Source organism: Microbacterium sp. GCM10027623, assembly GCF_042666935.1.
Lineage (GTDB): Bacteria > Actinomycetota > Actinomycetes > Actinomycetales > Microbacteriaceae > Microbacterium.
Map to the genome: position 1 here is coordinate 1,368,811 of NZ_JBHTHE010000001.1, position 15,866 is coordinate 1,384,676.

The 15,866-nt window shown below is 67.9% G+C and carries 16 protein-coding genes; 13 read left to right on the forward strand and 3 right to left on the reverse strand.

What is annotated here, in order from left to right; all coding sequences use genetic code 11:
- The first annotated feature begins 6 nt into the window (after positions 1–6).
- Positions 7–804 carry an IclR family transcriptional regulator C-terminal domain-containing protein gene (locus ACFQY2_RS06245; protein WP_378744791.1) on the forward strand — a complete coding sequence of 266 codons (798 nt, stop codon included), beginning with the start codon at positions 7–9 and terminating at the stop codon, positions 802–804.
- Positions 805–837: 33 nt separating this feature from the next.
- Here the strand turns inward: ACFQY2_RS06245 and ACFQY2_RS06250 are convergent, their stop codons facing one another.
- Both ACFQY2_RS06250 and ACFQY2_RS06255 read right to left on the reverse strand, forming a co-directional pair.
- Positions 838–1,557, reverse strand: a complete 720-nt coding sequence (locus tag ACFQY2_RS06250) for an SDR family oxidoreductase (RefSeq protein ID WP_378744793.1) — start codon at positions 1,555–1,557, stop codon at positions 838–840.
- Positions 1,550–2,182: a TetR/AcrR family transcriptional regulator gene (locus ACFQY2_RS06255; protein ID WP_378744794.1), complete on the reverse strand. Its 633-nt coding sequence runs from the start codon at positions 2,180–2,182 to the stop codon at positions 1,550–1,552. Before ACFQY2_RS06255 ends, ACFQY2_RS06250 begins: the two co-directional genes overlap by 8 nt.
- 153 nt (positions 2,183–2,335) lie before the next feature.
- On the opposite strand from ACFQY2_RS06255, the gene ACFQY2_RS06260 reads away from it, so the two are divergent.
- The 12 genes from ACFQY2_RS06260 to ACFQY2_RS06315 all read left to right on the forward strand — a co-directional run bounded on the left by ACFQY2_RS06260 (position 2,336) and on the right by ACFQY2_RS06315 (position 15,124).
- The gene (locus tag ACFQY2_RS06260; RefSeq protein ID WP_378744795.1) at positions 2,336–3,271 is read left to right on the forward strand and encodes a 3-carboxyethylcatechol 2,3-dioxygenase; all 936 of its coding nucleotides are present in this window, start codon (positions 2,336–2,338) and stop codon (positions 3,269–3,271) included.
- Entirely contained in the window at positions 3,268–4,164 is an 897-nt protein-coding gene (locus ACFQY2_RS06265; RefSeq protein ID WP_378744796.1) for an alpha/beta fold hydrolase, read from the forward strand. Before ACFQY2_RS06260 ends, ACFQY2_RS06265 begins: the two co-directional genes overlap by 4 nt.
- Positions 4,161–4,955, forward strand: coding sequence for a 2-keto-4-pentenoate hydratase (locus ACFQY2_RS06270; RefSeq protein ID WP_378744798.1), 795 nt, complete (start codon positions 4,161–4,163; stop codon positions 4,953–4,955). The genes ACFQY2_RS06265 and ACFQY2_RS06270 overlap by 4 nt, the downstream gene beginning before the upstream one ends.
- 13 nt (positions 4,956–4,968) lie before the next feature.
- Positions 4,969–5,439, forward strand: coding sequence for a nuclear transport factor 2 family protein (locus ACFQY2_RS06275; RefSeq protein WP_378744799.1), 471 nt, complete (start codon positions 4,969–4,971; stop codon positions 5,437–5,439).
- Positions 5,436–6,212 carry an HpcH/HpaI aldolase/citrate lyase family protein gene (locus ACFQY2_RS06280; RefSeq protein ID WP_378744800.1) on the forward strand — a complete coding sequence of 259 codons (777 nt, stop codon included), beginning with the start codon at positions 5,436–5,438 and terminating at the stop codon, positions 6,210–6,212. Before ACFQY2_RS06275 ends, ACFQY2_RS06280 begins: the two co-directional genes overlap by 4 nt.
- Complete coding sequence (locus ACFQY2_RS06285) at positions 6,203–7,849, forward strand: bifunctional 3-(3-hydroxy-phenyl)propionate/3-hydroxycinnamic acid hydroxylase (protein WP_378744801.1); 1,647 nt, start codon at positions 6,203–6,205, stop codon at positions 7,847–7,849. The genes ACFQY2_RS06280 and ACFQY2_RS06285 overlap by 10 nt, the downstream gene beginning before the upstream one ends.
- Before the next feature lie 117 nt (positions 7,850–7,966).
- A complete protein-coding gene (locus tag ACFQY2_RS06290; RefSeq protein WP_378744802.1) occupies positions 7,967–8,953 on the forward strand; it encodes an ABC transporter substrate-binding protein in 987 nt (328 codons plus the stop codon).
- A gap of 74 nt (positions 8,954–9,027) precedes the next feature.
- A complete protein-coding gene (locus ACFQY2_RS06295; RefSeq protein ID WP_286299291.1) occupies positions 9,028–9,873 on the forward strand; it encodes an ABC transporter permease in 846 nt (281 codons plus the stop codon).
- Complete coding sequence (locus ACFQY2_RS06300) at positions 9,870–10,643, forward strand: ABC transporter permease (protein ID WP_378744804.1); 774 nt, start codon at positions 9,870–9,872, stop codon at positions 10,641–10,643. The genes ACFQY2_RS06295 and ACFQY2_RS06300 overlap by 4 nt, the downstream gene beginning before the upstream one ends.
- On the forward strand, positions 10,633–11,475 hold the full coding sequence (locus tag ACFQY2_RS06305; RefSeq protein ID WP_378744805.1) for an ABC transporter ATP-binding protein: 843 nt from the start codon (positions 10,633–10,635) through the stop codon (positions 11,473–11,475). The genes ACFQY2_RS06300 and ACFQY2_RS06305 overlap by 11 nt, the downstream gene beginning before the upstream one ends.
- Positions 11,472–13,133, forward strand: coding sequence for an FAD-dependent monooxygenase (locus tag ACFQY2_RS06310; protein WP_378744806.1), 1,662 nt, complete (start codon positions 11,472–11,474; stop codon positions 13,131–13,133). Before ACFQY2_RS06305 ends, ACFQY2_RS06310 begins: the two co-directional genes overlap by 4 nt.
- Complete coding sequence (locus ACFQY2_RS06315; protein ID WP_378744807.1) at positions 13,130–15,124, forward strand: flavin-containing monooxygenase; 1,995 nt, start codon at positions 13,130–13,132, stop codon at positions 15,122–15,124. Before ACFQY2_RS06310 ends, ACFQY2_RS06315 begins: the two co-directional genes overlap by 4 nt.
- Here ACFQY2_RS06315 and ACFQY2_RS06320 read toward each other — a convergent pair.
- On the reverse strand, positions 15,109–15,816 hold the full coding sequence (locus ACFQY2_RS06320) for a GntR family transcriptional regulator (RefSeq protein ID WP_286299279.1): 708 nt from the start codon (positions 15,814–15,816) through the stop codon (positions 15,109–15,111). The genes ACFQY2_RS06315 and ACFQY2_RS06320 overlap by 16 nt on opposite strands.
- Positions 15,817–15,866 lie beyond the last annotated feature (50 nt).

The window sequence follows — 15,866 nt, forward strand, 5'->3', positions numbered from 1 at the left end:
TTCGATGTGACTGCGACCGACGAATCCCCCGCTGCGAGCTCTCCCGGCGGGGACTACGTCCAATCCCTCGCGCGAGGGCTGGCTGTGATCAAAGCGTTCGACGGCGAGCCCGCGGCCCTCTCGCTGGCCGAGGTCGCGCGCCGTGCGGGCATTCCTCGTGCCGCCGCCCGACGCTTCCTGCGTACCCTTGAGCAGCTCGGCTATCTGCGAGCGGTGCCCGAGGGGCGATACGCGATGACCCCGCGGGTGCTCGAGCTCGGCTACGGCTATCTCTCGTCACTGTCGCTCCCGGAGATCGTGCAACCCCATCTCGAGGATCTCTCCCGCCAGGTCGGCGAGTCGGTGTCGGTCGCGGTGCTCGACGGCGACGAGATCGTCTACGTCGCCCGTGCCGCCGGTCGGCGCATCATCAGCGTCCGGATCACCATCGGCACACGGTTGCCCGCTTTCGCGACGAGTATGGGACGAGTGCTCCTGTCGGCTCGTCCCGAGACGGAGGCGCTCTCGCTCATCGACAGCTCCGAGCGCCCGCCCTACACACCGCGCACGCGAGTGGACAGCGCCGAACTGACGACCGAGATTCGCGTGGTGCGTGAGCAGGGCTGGGCCATGGTCGATGGCGAGCTGGAGGAGGCCCTTCGCTCGATCGCCGTGCCGCTGCGGTCGAGGGGCGAGGTCGTCGCGGCCGTCAATGTGTCGACCAGCACCGGTCGTGAATCGGCCGACGAGACGCTTCGAGCGCTGCTCCCTGCGCTGACGCAGACCGCGACGGCGATCGAGGCCGAACTGCGGGTAGCCCTCTGACCGGCGGCGGCCGGCTGATCAGCGCGAGCGCGTTCAGAGGGAGCGCGTCTCGCCCCCGTCCGCGCGGAGGTTCTGACCGGTGATGTAGGCCGAATCACTGCCGGCGAGGAATCGGATCACGCGGGCGAGTTCGCTGGTGCTCTGCGCTCGCCGCAGCGGTATGCGCTGCGTCCATTGCGGGGATATGGTCGCAGGGTCGTCCGTCGTGAACCCGGGGAGCACATTGTTCATCCGGATGCCGTGCGGACCGTACTCCGTGGCGTAGAGCTTCGTGAACGCGGCGAGGGCGGCGCGCACCGTCGCCGACACGGGAAAGGAAGCGCTCGGCTCCAGAGCGGACGCCGTGGACACATTGACGATCGCACCGCCGCCGGCGGCCAGGAAGTGGGGCGTCACGAGGCGCGCCATGCGCACGACGTTCATGAGGTACAGGTCCATGCCGGTGAACCACTCGTCGTCGGTGACCTCCAGCAGCGGTCCGCGCGCGGCATGGCCGCTGCTGTTCACGACCGCGTCGATGCGTCCATAGCGTGAGACGGCGAGGTCGACGACCGCGCGCAGTGCCTCGGGGTCGGTGTTCGCGCCATCGATCCCCTCGCCCCCGAGAGACTCCGCGAGCTGACGTCCGCGCCCGGACGGCGACATGGCGACGACGCGGTAGCCGTTCTCGGCGAACTCCCGGACAGCGGCCGCTCCGATCCCGGCGCCGGCCCCGACGATGATCGCGACCGGCGGAGTGGACTGCTCAGGCATCGGTGAGCTCCGAGACACGGGTTCTGATCAGATGCTCCAGGGCATCCGCGGCCATGGCGGCGGCATGTTCGAAATCGGTGTCATCGCCGGCCGCGGCCGCGATGCGGAACCCGTCCGTGACGGCTCGTGCCATGCCGGTGATGTCCCGCGCCAGCTTGTTCGCCTCGTCCTCGGGAAGCGCGGGGAACTCCGCGCGCAGCCGCTCGGCCATGAGGGTGAACATCTCCGCGCGGATGCCCAGGTAACGCTGCCGTGCGGCGTTGTCGTCGAAACGGCGCAGGGCGAAGATGAGGCCGATGCTCCAGAACGCCGCCGCGGGATCAGCCGATCCGGCCGATGCGGCCGCTGAGGTGCCGATGCTGATGCGCAGCCGCTCGCGCATCGAGCGCGACGGAGGGTTCGCCTCTTTCCAGATCTCGAAGCAGTAGTCCAGAAGCTCGGCGAAGAGCTGCTCCTTGTTCTGGAAGTGCCAGTAGACCGATCCGATGGGCAATCCCGAGGCGCGGGCGACGTCGACCATCGTCGTTCCCTCGTACCCCGCTTCCAGAGCGCGGGAGAGAACGGCCTCCAGGATCGCTCGCTTGGATGCCGCCGAGCCGTGATGCTCGCCCTTTCGTGCCGCCATGGCATTTCCTCCATCGAGCTCTGCGACCGCTTGACATCGCGCGGTCCACCGATCATGATAGCTGCAAGTTCTGGAATCTTGATTCCAGAATATGTATTCGCACCTGTCGATGCGAGTCCGAGCCACCGTCGGCACCAGGCAGAAGGAGAACCCATGTCGCTCGCAGTCGCCGCGCTTTCCCACGCTCCGTCCTTCGGGAACGTCGACCCCGGAGGGAACACGTTCGCCGAGATCACTGCCGCCATCGACGAGGTCAAGGGGTTCATCGCCGACTTCGACCCGGAGGTCATCGTCGTCTTCGGCCCCGACCACTTCAACGGCCAGCTGTACTCGAACATCTCCCCGTGGGTGGTCGGCGCGCAGGCCGAGGGGATCGGCGACTACGGCACCACCGAGGGGCCGATCCCGGTGGACAGCGAGACGGCCCGCGAGCTGCACCGTCTTGTCCTCGAGCAGGGCATCGACATCGGCCGCTCCGAGCGCATGAAGGTCGACCACGGTGTGATGCAGCCGGTGAACTTCCTGTTCGGCACGGAGTTCACGCAGCCGATCATCCCGGTGTTCGTCAATTCGCTCGGCATCCCGCTGACCCCCATGAACCGCGTCCGCCTGATGGGCGAGGCATTCGGCCGCGCCGCGCAGCAGCTCGACAAGCGCGTGCTCTTCATCGCGTCCGGCGGCATCTCGCACGACCCGCCGATCCCGCGCTGGGAGGGTGCCCCGGGCACGCTCCAGGAGCGCCTCATCGACTATGCACCCAGCCGCGACGAGCGGATGGCACGCGAGAACGCGATCGTCACCGCGATCCAGAAGATCGCCGACGGCGGCGGCAACAGCGACCCGCTGAACGAGGAGTGGGACACCCTTCTGCTCGACACGTTCCGCTCGGGCGATCTGACGCCAGCCGACGAGTGGGACAACTCCTGGTTCCTCGCCGAGGGGGGCTCGGCCGCACACGAGATGCGCAGCTGGCTCGCCGCGTATGCTGCGCTGTCGACCGCCGGCCCCTACGGGTTCGACGTCGATCACTACTGGGCCGTCAAGGGCTGGGCCGCCGGCTTCGCGATCCAGGCGGCACGCACGTCATGACCGCACTGTCGACCTTCTGGGAGGCGATCGCCGACCTCCCGCACGTCCTGCACTACGTCCAGGTGGGCCCGTGGCGCACGCGCGTGCTCGAGATCGAACCGCAGGGCGGTTCGTCGACGGCTGAGGTCGTCGTGCTCGCCAACGGCACCAGCGGCCACATCGAGGCGTGGACGCAGAACGTCCGCGCGCTCGCCGTGGCGGGGTTCCGCGTCGTCGGCTACGACTACCCGGGCCACGGCTACACGACCCTGACCGACCACGACCTCGAGATCCCCGAGTACGAGCAGCACCTCCTCGGTCTGCTGGACACGCTCGGCCTCGACCGGGTGCACCTGGCAGGCGAGTCGCTCGGCGGCTGGCTCGCCGTGAAGTTCGCTGCGCACCACCCGGAGCGCCTGCGCACCGTGATCCTCAGCGCTCCCGGCGGGCGCGTGGTCGGAGAGCAGAAGGTCGACAAGGCGCAGTCCGTCAGTGTGCAGGCCGTCACCGAGCCGACCTTCGAGAACGTGAAGAAGCGCCTGCAGGTGGTCATCCACGATCCCGAGAACATCACCGACGAGCTCGTGAAGGTGCGCCGCGCGATCTACAGCCAGGATCCGAGCGGGGCGAACATGGCGCACGTCTCGGCGCTGCGCCGGCCCGAGCCGCGCTGGCGCAACCGCGTCACCGACGAGGACTTCGCCTCCATCGGGGTGCCCGCGCTGTTCGTCTGGACCGACAACGAGCCGACCGGCGACGCCGAGGAGGGCAGACGCCTGGCCGGGCTCATACCCGACAGTGAGTTCCTGCTCGTCGAGGGCGCCGCCCACTGGCCGCAGTGGGAGGGAGCGGACGCGTTCAACGCGGCCGCCACGGCGTTCCTCGCCCGCCACGCAGAAGGGAGCGACCAGTGACCGTCGACGCTCAGACCATCGTCGAGATCGCCCGCGAGCTGCATGACGCCAAGAACGGCACCTACACCGTTCCGTATGTGAGCCCGCGGCTTCCCGAGCACGACCTCGACTCCGCCTACGCGATCTCGGAGGCATTCGCCTCACTCCGCGAGAGCGAGCTCGGGGTGCGCCGCGTCGGACGCAAGGTCGGGCTGACCAACCCGCTCGTGCAGAAGCGCGTCGGAGTGTTCGAACCCGACTACGGCATCATCCACGACGACATGGTCTTCCCGTCCGGCGTCGTGCTGCCCGCATCCCGCTACAACCGGCTGCTCATCGAGGCCGAGGTCGCCTTCGTGCTCAAGAACGACATCCTCGATCCGTCCCTTGAGAGCATCGTCGCGGCGATCGACTACGTCACCCCGGCGTTCGAGATCGTCGACTTCCGCTACGGCGGCAGCGTCGGACAGATCGTCGACACGATCGCCGACAACGCCGGATGCAGCGGACTCGTCCTCGGCGAGGAGAAGCACCCCTACGGCGACGTCGACCTCACGGCCGTCGAGATGGTGATCACCGCCGGTGACACCGAGATCACCCGCGGCGTCGGCAGCAACGTGCTCGGCGACCCGGTCAACGCCGTGCAATGGCTCGCCGAGACGGCGATCACCACCGGGCATCCGCTGCGTGCCGGAGAGGTGCTGCTGTCGGGCTCGATCGGATACATCGAACCGTGGCCCGCCGACGTCGAGTGCGTCGCCACGATCACCGGACTCGGTCGCGTCACCGCGACCGTCGACTCGAAGGCCTGAGGAGATCTGAATCATGAGCGCCTACACGCCCGTACCCGCGATCACCCGCGTGGAGATCGAGCAGCTGATCTCCGAGATGCTGTACCGCCTCGACCACAACCAGGCCGACACCACCTGGGAGCTCTACACCGAGGACGGCGTCTCGGTCGGTCCGATGGGGGAGATGGGTCGTGAAGGGATGAAAGCATGGGGAGCCAAGCGCGCCCTGCAGACCGACATCGTCGGCCGCCACTTCATCGGAGCGATCCGCCTCGTTCCCGGAGCAGACGACGACGAGGTGCACGGCACCGTCCAGTACCTGACGTTCCGCGACGCGAATGACCCGCAGACCCAGCCCGCATCGGTCGGCGAGTTCCGCGAGGTCTACCGTCGCGTCGACGGCCGGTGGTTCTTCGCCCGTCGTGAGGTCGCCCCGATCTTCGGCGGAACCGCCGCCGCAGCCCACGCGGCGCGGCTGGCCGATCGCAAGGACCAGGCGCAATGAAGGCTGCCGCACGCGGTGGCGCGCAGCCGGTGCTGTTCCACCAGTCCCTGCCCTCGTTCTCCGAGCCCGAGTGGGCCCTGGCCGCGGGCTACGACGGCGTCATCCTCGATCTGCAACACGGCGAACTCGGTGTGGAGGCGGCCTGCGGCATCCTCCGCTCCCTTCCCCGCGGGAACGCCTACGCGTACGCGCGGGTCGGGGCGATCGACACCGCTCCGATCCTGCGCCTGCTCGACAGCGGCGCGCGAGGCATCATCGCCCCGACCGTCGAGACCCGTGAGGCCACCGAGGCACTCGTCGCGGCGACCAAGTACCTGCCGGTCGGCAACCGCAGCCTGGGGCCGTCTCGGCCCGCGCTCTACAGCGGCGACTCCTACGCCGACGCCGGCAATCTCGCCGTGTCGACCATCGCTCAGATCGAGACGCGGATCGGCGTCGACAACGCCGAAGCGATCGTCTCGACGCCCGGTCTCGACTCGATCTACATCGGTCCGGCCGATCTGGCCGTCTCCTACGGGCTGCCCGGCCGCGGCGACTGGGAGGACGGTCCGGTGAAAGACGCGATCGTGCACCTGCGCGAGCTGACGGATGCCCACGGCCTCACGCTCGGCATCTACTCCGGCCGTGCCGACTACACGGCCACCCTCCTCGCCGAGGGGCTGATCGACTACGTCGGCCTCGGCATCGATCTCGTCCTGCTGAACCGCGCGTTCGGCGACACCATCTCCGCGCTGAACGCAGCGCGATCCTCCGGGAGTGCGTCATGGCTCTGAACTCCGCATCCGCCGTCTTCGACGTCCTCATCATCGGCGCGGGCCCGGTGGGACTCACGCTTGCCAACCTGCTCGGTCAGCAGGGGATCGAGGTGCTGCTCGTCGAGAAGGAGGACGAGCTCATCAGCTACCCGCGGGCCGTCGGCATCGATGACGAGGCGCTGCGCGTCATGCAGACCGCCGACATCGTCGGCGAGGTGCTGCCGCACACCATCCCCGATCAGAAGATCTACATGGTCAACGGCGACCGGCTCATCCTGTCGGAGGTCAACCCCACCACCCGCGAGTTCGGCTGGCCGCGCCGAAACGGCTTCGTGCAGCCGCTCGTCGATCGCGTGCTGCTGGAAGGGCTCGAGCGCTTCCCCCGTGTCAGCGTCCGCTTCGGCGCCGAGGTCACCGATCTCGTGGAGGATGCCGACGGCGTCGCAGCCACGCTCGCGAACGGCGAGACCGTCCGTGCGCGCTGGGTCGTTGCGGCCGAGGGTGGGGCATCCCCCACACGCAAACGCCTCGAGTTGTCGTTCGAGGGCGAGACGCGCCCCTCCGACGGGCTCGTGATCGACGTGGCGAACGACCCGATCGGGACACCGCATGCGGTGTTCGGCGGCGACCCGAAGCGCAGCTACGCCTCCATCTCGCTGCCGCACGGCATCCGCCGCTGGGAGTTCACGCTCTTCGAGGGCGAGGAGGCTGAGGTCACTGAGGAGTTCGCGCGCTCGCTGCTCGCGCCGCACGTGCCCGATCCGTCGAAGCTCGACATCATCCGCAGCCGCGTGTACCGCCACCACGCCCGTGTCGCCGGCGCGTTCAAGGTCGGGCGGATCATCCTCGCCGGGGACGCCGCCCACGTGATGCCCGTCGTCGGCGGCCAGGGGTGGAACTCCGGCATCCGCGATGCGTTCAACCTGGGCTGGAAGCTCGCCGCCGTCGTGAAGGGACAGGCGGATGCCGCCCTGCTCGACACCTACGAGCAGGAGCGTCTGGGGCATGTCACACAGATGGTCGCCGTCTCGCTGGGCATGGCGAAGGAGATGACCGATCACGATCCCGCGGCGGCCGCCGAGCGCGACAGGATCGCTGCCAACCGGACTCCGGAGGAGCGCGCCGCGCAGGCCCAGCAGAAGTTCAAGCCGCAGCCGAAGTTCGATGTGGGCGTCGTCGTGCACACACCCCTGCCGGAGTTCAAGACGCTGCCGGCACGTGACGTGCCGCGGATGGCCGGGTCGATCTTCCCGCAGCCGCAGGCCACCGATGCCGACGGCGTGGAGATGCTCCTCGACGATGCCACCGGTCAGGGCTGGCGCGTGATCATGTGGAACAACGATCCTTCGAAGTTCGTGACGCCCGAACAGTCTCGCACCATCGCGGACCTCGGAGGACGCCTCGTGCAGGTCGTGCCGAGGTCGCAGCTGCCGTGGGTGCGTGCGCACGCCGCGGCGGACGTGACCATCGTCGGCGACCTCGGAGGAGAGGCGAGTCTGCAGGCCTGGTTCGACGCGCGACCGGTCGGCGCCGTGATCGTGCGACCGGACCATGTCGTGGCGGCGGAGTGCCTCGCCCAGGAGGTGCGGGAGGTGCTCGATCGTGTGTTCGAGGCGGCCAGCATCCGCGTGCGTCAGCCGGCTTCCCTCGCTTAGAGCCTTCCGCATCATCCCTGGAACATCAGAAAATATTATTCACTTAATGTTGTATCTAAATGTGTATTATGTACTTATCGACCGACAAGGTCGACCCGGACTCAAAGAAGAGGTTTGATGATGTCGCTATCACGCGTTCTCGGAACCACCACTGTCACCGTCGCTCTTGCGGTCGGCCTTCTCGGCTGCTCGTCGGGTTCGGTCGATGGCAGCACCGTGAAGGAGACCCAGGAAGGTCTCACACCGATCTCGCTCGGCGTCTTCACCTCGCCGTCGGTCGCCGTGATCCAGGCGGGTGTGGAGCAGGGGTTCTTCGAGGAGCGCGGCTTCGACATCGAGGTCATCCAGGCTGCTTCCTCGGCTGCACAGCTGCCGGCGCTCGACAGCGGCAAGATCCAGTTCCTCCTCGCCAGCCCCGTCACGCCGATCCTCGCGAACACGCAGGGGCTCGATGTGCAGATCGTCGCGGGCTACGCCCAGAACGACCCCGACACGGTCAACGATTCCACCGCCCTGCTCGTCGGCGCGGACTCCCCGCTGAAGAGCCCCAAGGACCTCGAAGGCAAGAAGGTCTCGATCAACGCGCTCGGATCGATCGGTGAGATCGGCATCAACGCCGCGGTCGAGGCCGACGGCGGCGACCCGAGCACGATCCAGTACATCCAGCTCGCGCTCGGTGACGTGCCGGCAGCTCTCGAGTCGGGCGAGATCGACGCCGGTATGACCGGCGCTCCGTGGATCGGACAGGTCGAGGCCGCCGGCGGCTCGGTGCTCAGCGATTTCATCCAGGAGGACGGTCTCGGCAAGAACGAGCTCGTGATCGCCGGCAACGGCACTTTCCTCAAGGACAACCCCGAGAAGGCGGAGGACTTCATCGCCGCGCTCGAGGAGACCTACGAGTACGCCAACGAGAACCACGACGCGCTCGCAGCCATGCTGCCCGAACTGCTCAGCATCCCTGAGGCGGCTGCCAAGAACCAGGTGTGGACCCTCTACTCCGCTGAGGTCGACCCGACCGTGCTCGGAACCTTCGCAGAGCTGATGACCCGCTACGAGATCGTCTCCAACGAGCCCGACATGGATGCGATCATCTGGAAGCACTGACGTGATCAGGCGGAGATGCGGTGCGCTCGCACCGCATCTCCGCATCGGCCCCAATGAAAGATGGATGAAGCGACATGGTCACTCCTCCTCCCGTCACTGAGACGCAGGTGCTCCGCGTCGCCAAGACGGTACGACAGGATCGCTGGGCGCAGGTCGGGCCCGTCGTCCTCGGCACCGCCGGCGTCGTCACGTTCCTCATCGCCTGGCAGCTCTACGCGCAGTTCGGGCCGGTGTCGAACGAGTACCTGCCGTACCCGGCAGAGGTGATCGGACAGTTCTTCGGCAACTTCGCACTGACCTCGTTCTGGGCATCCGTCGGCGCCACGCTGTGGGCATGGTTCCTCGGTCTTGTGATCTCCGCCATCGCGGGCCTCGTCCTGGGAGTCATCATCGGCTCCAGCCGATTCCTGCGCCGGGCGACGTTCACGGTGATCGAGTTCCTGCGTCCGATCCCGTCGGTCGCGCTCATCCCGATCGCCGCCCTCGCCTTCGGCCCGCAGCTCGAAGCGGAGCTGCTCGTGATCATCTACGGCTGCTTCTTCGTCGTGCTCATCCAGACCCTCTACGGCGTCGCCGATGTCGACCGCGTCGCGCACGAGACGACACTGACCATGGGCCTGAACTGGGGTCAGCGGGCGCGGCACCTCGTCGTCCCGACACTGCTGCCGTACTTCTTCACGGGTGTGCGGCTCTCGGCCACCATCTCGCTGATCCTCGCGGTCTCCGCAGAGCTCATCATCGGCACCCCCGGTCTCGGACAGTCGGTCGCTCAGGCACAGCTCAACGGCGCACCCGTCGCCATGTACGCCCTCATCGTCACAGCCGGTGTGCTCGGCATCATCATCAACACCGGAGCCAAGATCGCCGAGCGCAAGGCGCTGTTCTGGCACGAGTCCGTTCGAGCGGAGGTTCCGGCGTGAACATTCTGAAGAACCTCGCCTACTGGCTGGGCCTGCCCATCATCCTCATCCTCATCTGGCACTTCGCCACGATGGGAGACATCAGCCCGTTCGTTCCGCGGCCACTGCCGCTGTGGGAGAAGTTCGTCTCGGTGTGGCTCGGCGAGAACCTTCTCACCGACGTGCTGCCGAGCATCGGGCGCCTGCTGCTGGCCCTGGCCATCTCGATCGTCCTCGGTGTCGTGCTCGGAGTGCTGATCGGATCGTTCCGCTCGGCGCGCTGGTTCTTCGAGCCGCTGTTCGAGTTCCTGCGGGCGATCCCGTCGACGATCATGATCCCGGTCCTCCTGCTGGTGGTCGGACTCAACGACAACATGCGGATCACGGTGATCGTGCTCGGCAGCATCTGGCCCGTGCTCCTCAACACGATCACGGGCGTGCGCTCTCTCGACGAAGTGCTGTCGAACTCCGCGAAGGTGTACGGCGTCCACGGCTGGGGCCGGGTCTGGCACCTGGTGCTCCCCGGTGCATCACCGGCGATCATGGCGGGCGTGCGACAGAGCCTCGCCGTGGGCCTCATCCTGATGGTGGTGTCTGAGATGTTCGCCTCGGCGAACGGCATCGGCACACTCATCACGAACTTCCAGAACCGTGTGGCGGTGCCCGAGATGTGGAGCGGCGTGCTGCTGCTCGGCGTCGTCGGTGTTCTGCTCTCGGCGATCTTCGCCCTTGTTCAGAAGGGCGTTCTCAAGTGGTACGACGGACTCAAGGCGGCGGCTGATGGCAATTGACATGAACGACACCCCGAGCACGGGCGACGATGTCCTCCTGCGTGTCGAGAATCTGAGCAAGACCTACAACGGGCGTGCGGGTGCGGTGGAAGCCGTTCGCAGCCTCACCTTCGACCTGCACCAGGGCGAGTTCGCCTGCCTGGTCGGCCCCTCGGGCTCGGGCAAGACGACGCTGCTGAAGATGATCTCGGGCCTGCTCGAGCCCACCGGAGGAACCGTCGTGCTCGACGGAAAGCGCGTGCGCGGGCCGGCGAAGGGCCTGGCGGTCGTGTTCCAGGAGTACGCGCGCAGCCTCTTCCCCTGGATGTCGGTCGAGGCCAATGTCGAGCTGCCGCTGAAGGTGGCGGGCGTGCCGCGCGTCGAACGCCGGGCGCGTGTGCTCGACGCGCTCAACGCCGTCTCGCTCGGGCACGCGATGAGGTCGTACCCGTGGCAGCTGTCCGGCGGCATGCAGCAGCGCGTGGCGATCGCTCGCGCGGTGGCATCCCGCCCGACCGTGCTGCTGATGGACGAGCCGTTCGCGGCCGTCGACGCGCAGACGCGCGGCGAACTCGAAGATCTCGTGCGCAAGGTCTGGCGCGAGCACAACATGACGATCCTGTTCATCACGCACGATATCGATGAATCCGTGTACCTGGGCAGCCGCGTGCTCGTGCTCTCGAGCTCGCCGACGATCATCCAGAACGACATCGCTGTCGATCTGCCGGATGAGCGCGACCAGATCGGCACCCGCTCACTGCCGCGTTTCGCCGAGCTGCGCACACAGGTGTACGAGGAAGTGCAGTTCGCGAAGACGAACGCGGGTGGTGCTCGCACCGGAAGCGCGGCATGAGAAGGCGCGACAGGAATGATGCCGAGCTTCGCGATGTCATCGTCGTCGGCGGCGGGCCCGTCGGGTTGACGGCAGCCCTGTGGCTCGCCGACGGCGGCGCGGCGGTCACCGTCGTCGAGCAGCAGACCGCCCCCGGTGATCTGCCTCGGGCGATCAGCATCGCCGACGAGACGTTCCGCATCATGGACTTCCTGAAGATCTGCGAGGAGCTCAGATCCGAGACGCTGCTCGACACCGGCAGTCGGTACTTCGGTCTGAACGACCGCCTGCTCGCCGCGTCGAAGCCCCTGCCCAGCCGCAGCGGGCATCCTGCCAAGAGCCAGTTCGATCAGCCGGTCCTCGAGAAGCTGCTGTGGGATCGTGCCGTCGCGCACGAGCGCATCGATTTCCGCACCGGCATGCGGGCCGTGGGCGTCGCGCAGAGCAGCGACCGCGTCTCGGTCGAGGTGCGCCCTGCGGGGGAGGACACGCAGTCCGAGCTGCTCGTCGCCTCCTTCCTGATCGGCGCGGACGGCGGCAAGTCGTTCGTGCGCAGCGCCATCGGCACGCGACTGGTGGGTTCGACTCAGCAGGAGCGCTGGATCGTCGTTGATCTGGTGAATGTCATGACCCCGCGCGAGCCGTATGCCGAGTTCTACGGCAACGGTCGGCGCCCCTACGTGCTCGTGCCGGGCGTGAAGAATCGCCTCCGGATCGAGTTCATGCTCTTCGACGGCGAGGACGGCGATGCGATGTGCGCGCCGGAGAAGATCATCGCGCTCTGCGAGCCGATCGAGTCCGGCGTTCGCCCGGAGGACATCCGGCGGGCGGTCGTCTACGTCGCCCATCAGCGCGTGGCCGAGCACTACCGTCGCGGGCGCGCATTCCTCGTCGGGGACGCCGCCCATCTGATGCCGCCGTTCAGCGGGCAGGGCCTGAACGCCGGCCTGCGCGACGCGAACAACATCGCCTGGAAGATCCTCGACGTGCTCGCGGGCCGCGGCACCGATGCGCTGCTGGACAGCTACGAGGCCGAGCGGCGCGCGCACGGCGCGAAGATGGTCACCGTGTCGCGCCGGACCGGGGATGTCGTGATGGCCATCGGCGCCGCCCGTACCCGCCTGCGCGACCTGCTCTTCCGCGCGATCAGCGTCGTTCCGCCCGTGTACGACTACCTGCGCTACATGCGCTTCATCACCCCGCCGAATTACGCCGATGGAGTGGCGGTGCGGGCGCCGAGTCGCCGATCGCCGCTTGCGGATGCCGTCGGCCGTCCGCTCGGTCAGCCGACGGTGGTCTTCGCGAACGGCGAGACCGGTGGTCTCGACCGCGCGCTGGGCGGCGAGTGGGCGCTTGTGCAGATCGGGCAGGGCATCGGCGTCGACACACGGCATCCCTACTGGGACGGGCTGGGCGTTCGTCGCGTACGCGTGCTCCCCGCGGGGACCCGGGTCGCGAGCGTCGCGGAAGCCGACGTCGCCGACGTCGTCGAGACAGCCGACACCGTGGTGTCCCTGTGCCGCGAAGCCCGCACAGCCGGAGCGCAGGCAGTGACACTGCTCGTCCGACCAGACAAGTACGTCGCCGCGGTCATCGTGCCCGGAGACGAGAACCGGATCATCGCCGGCCTGCGCGAGTACGAGGCGCCGCCGGTCCTGGTCCGCCAGGAGGAATCATGATGCCCGGTGCCACACGTCCGACCGCAGAACTCCCGGCACCGCTTCGCGTGCCGTTCGATGACCTGTTCTGGCGCGACGAGTACGATCCCATCGTCGAGACCGACGCCGAGCTCGCGGCGATCGTCGAGCGCGCCGATCTGCCGGCGCTGCTCGCTGCGCTCGCCGCTGCGCTCGGCGATCCGTCGATCCTCGAGCCGGGGCTGCGCCCACCGCTCACTCTCGTCGACACGTTCGGACATCCGCACGGCGGGATGACGTCGGCGCAGGTGGAACGCGGGCGGGAGGTGGCGCTCGCCGCGCTGGTGCGGCTGCGCGACAGCGGCATCCGATCCGTCGGCATCCTGCCCCGCGAGCAGGTCGACGCGATCCTCGATTTCCTCACGAACGGACGGGCCGAGTACTGGCCGTCTCTCAAGCACGAACTCGGCCTCGCACCAGACAAGAACGGCGCTCCGGACTTCGTCTACGCCGACCTCGCGGGTTCGCGGGAGTTCCGGACGCTCGTGATCGGCGCCGGGGTCTCCGGCATCGCCGCCGGCTATCGTCTGATGCAGGCGGGCGCTCCGTTCACCATCATCGACGAAGCCCCCGCGCTCGGCGGCACGTGGTGGAAGAACCGCTACCCGGGCGTACGGCTGGACACGCCGACCTTCGGGTACTCCTACTCGTTCGCGCAGAAGACGGACTGGCCGCATCAGTTCGCCGAGGGCGGGGAGATCCACGACTATCTCGCGGAAGTCGCCGACCGGGCGGGAATCACCGAGCGGATCGAATTCGGCACACGCTTCGATTCGGCGCGCTGGGATGAGGACGCGTCCGAGTGGATCGTGGTGCTCTCGGGCCCGCAGGGCACGGAGGAGCGCCGATTCGACGCCGTGATCTCCGCGTTGGGACAGCTCGATCGTCCGCACATCCCGGACTTCCCCGGGCTGGAGACGTTCGTCGGCCGCGCTGTGCACTCGCAGGATTGGGATGAGGCGGTCGACGTCGAGGGCAAACGCGTCGTGGTCATCGGCACGGGGGCGAGCGCCTATCAGATCGTTCCGGCGGTCTACGAGCAGGTCGAGCACCTGACCGTCTTCCAGCGCAGCGCGCCGTGGATGATCCCCGCAGACAACTACCACGAGCGCATGACCGACACCTTCGACTGGCTGCAGCGCACCGTGCCGCACTACGGGCAGTGGTTCCGGCTCTGGACACTGCTGCTGGGCATCCCCGGCCGGTTCCACACCGTCACCGCCGAGGAGGGCTGGTCCGGCGTCCCGCTTTCCGTCAGTGCGAAGAACCATGAGGTGCGTGAATCGCTCATCGCCCGAATGGCAGAGCAGTACCGCGACCGCCCTGATCTGCTCGAGCTCGCCATCCCGAACTACCCACCGGGAGCGAAGCGGATGCTGCGCGACAACGGGGTGTGGGCGAAAGCGCTGCAGGCGCCGCAGACCACGGTCGTCTCGACAGGTGTCGGCCGCGTCACCGCCGAGGGCGTCGTGGACGGCGCCGGGGTGCTGCACGAGGCCGACGTCATCGTGTTCGCCACCGGGTTCAAGGCGAGCGACTTCCTCGACGGAACTGACGTCGTCGGGCGCGGCGGCGTGGAGCTGCACGACTACTGGGCGGGCGACTCCCGCGCCTACAACGGCATAACCGTGCCGCGGTTCCCCAACTTCTTCCTCATCTACGGTCCCAACGTCAACGGCGTCGTCGCGGGTTCGGGTCATCTCATGATCGAGCGGGCGGCCGAGTATGCGGTCAGCGCCATCGGCGAACTGCTGCGCCGGGGCGCACGGTCGCTCGAGGTCACCGAGGACGCTCTCGATCGCTTCGTCTCCTGGGTCGATGCCGGCAACAGGCGGATGGCCTGGGGGCAGGAGTACATCTCGAACTGGTACCAGAACGCGGCCGGGCGGGTCGTCACGATCTGGCCGTACACGAACGTCGAGTACTGGGCCGTGACCGAGTCGATCGCCGAAGAGGACTACACGTTCGACTGAATCGGCGCGCCGGCCTCGCGCTGCTGCTGCTGTGCGCGGTGCAGCACGATGTCGCTGGTGCGCTGGAAGTGCGCCTGCAGCAGGGCGACGGCCGTCGGTGCGTCGCGCGCGAGCACGGCGTCGAGGATGTCGCGATGCTCCTTCTCGACGTCGCGTGCGCGAGCACCGGCATCGGGGGCCGACCAGCGGCGGAACAGTTCGGTGGCGTTGGTCAGCTGGCGGGCGAAGCTGCACAGCGAGGGCACCCCGCACGCCTCGATGAGCTTCTCGTGAAACGCCCGGTGCGCCGTGAGCCACTCGGGGCTGGTGTGCGCCGGGTCGTCTTCGGTGCGGCGTGGGGTGCGGGCGAGCAGATGGTGCGCGGCGATGAGCTCGCCCTCCCACTGGACGCCACCGCGCTCGATGGCGAGTTCGATCGCGCGCCCCTCTATGAGGCAGCGGACGTCGGTGATGTCCGTCAGGCCACCGTCGGTGAGCGCCGGGACGAAGAACCCGCGGTTGGGCTCGCTGACGAGGAAATTCTCGCCCGCGAGCCGGGTGAGGGCTTCGCGGATGACGGTGGTGGAAGTGGCATATCGCTCGGCGAGCTCGCCGGGTGGGACGCGGCTGCCCGGAGGCCAGACCCCGTTGAGGACATCGGCCCGGATCGCGTCGATCACGTGCCTGCGTTTGCTCGTCTGCTCGGTGGCCATGGAACCTATCTTGGTCGATGAACGGGATCATCCAGTAATGCAGTAAGAAT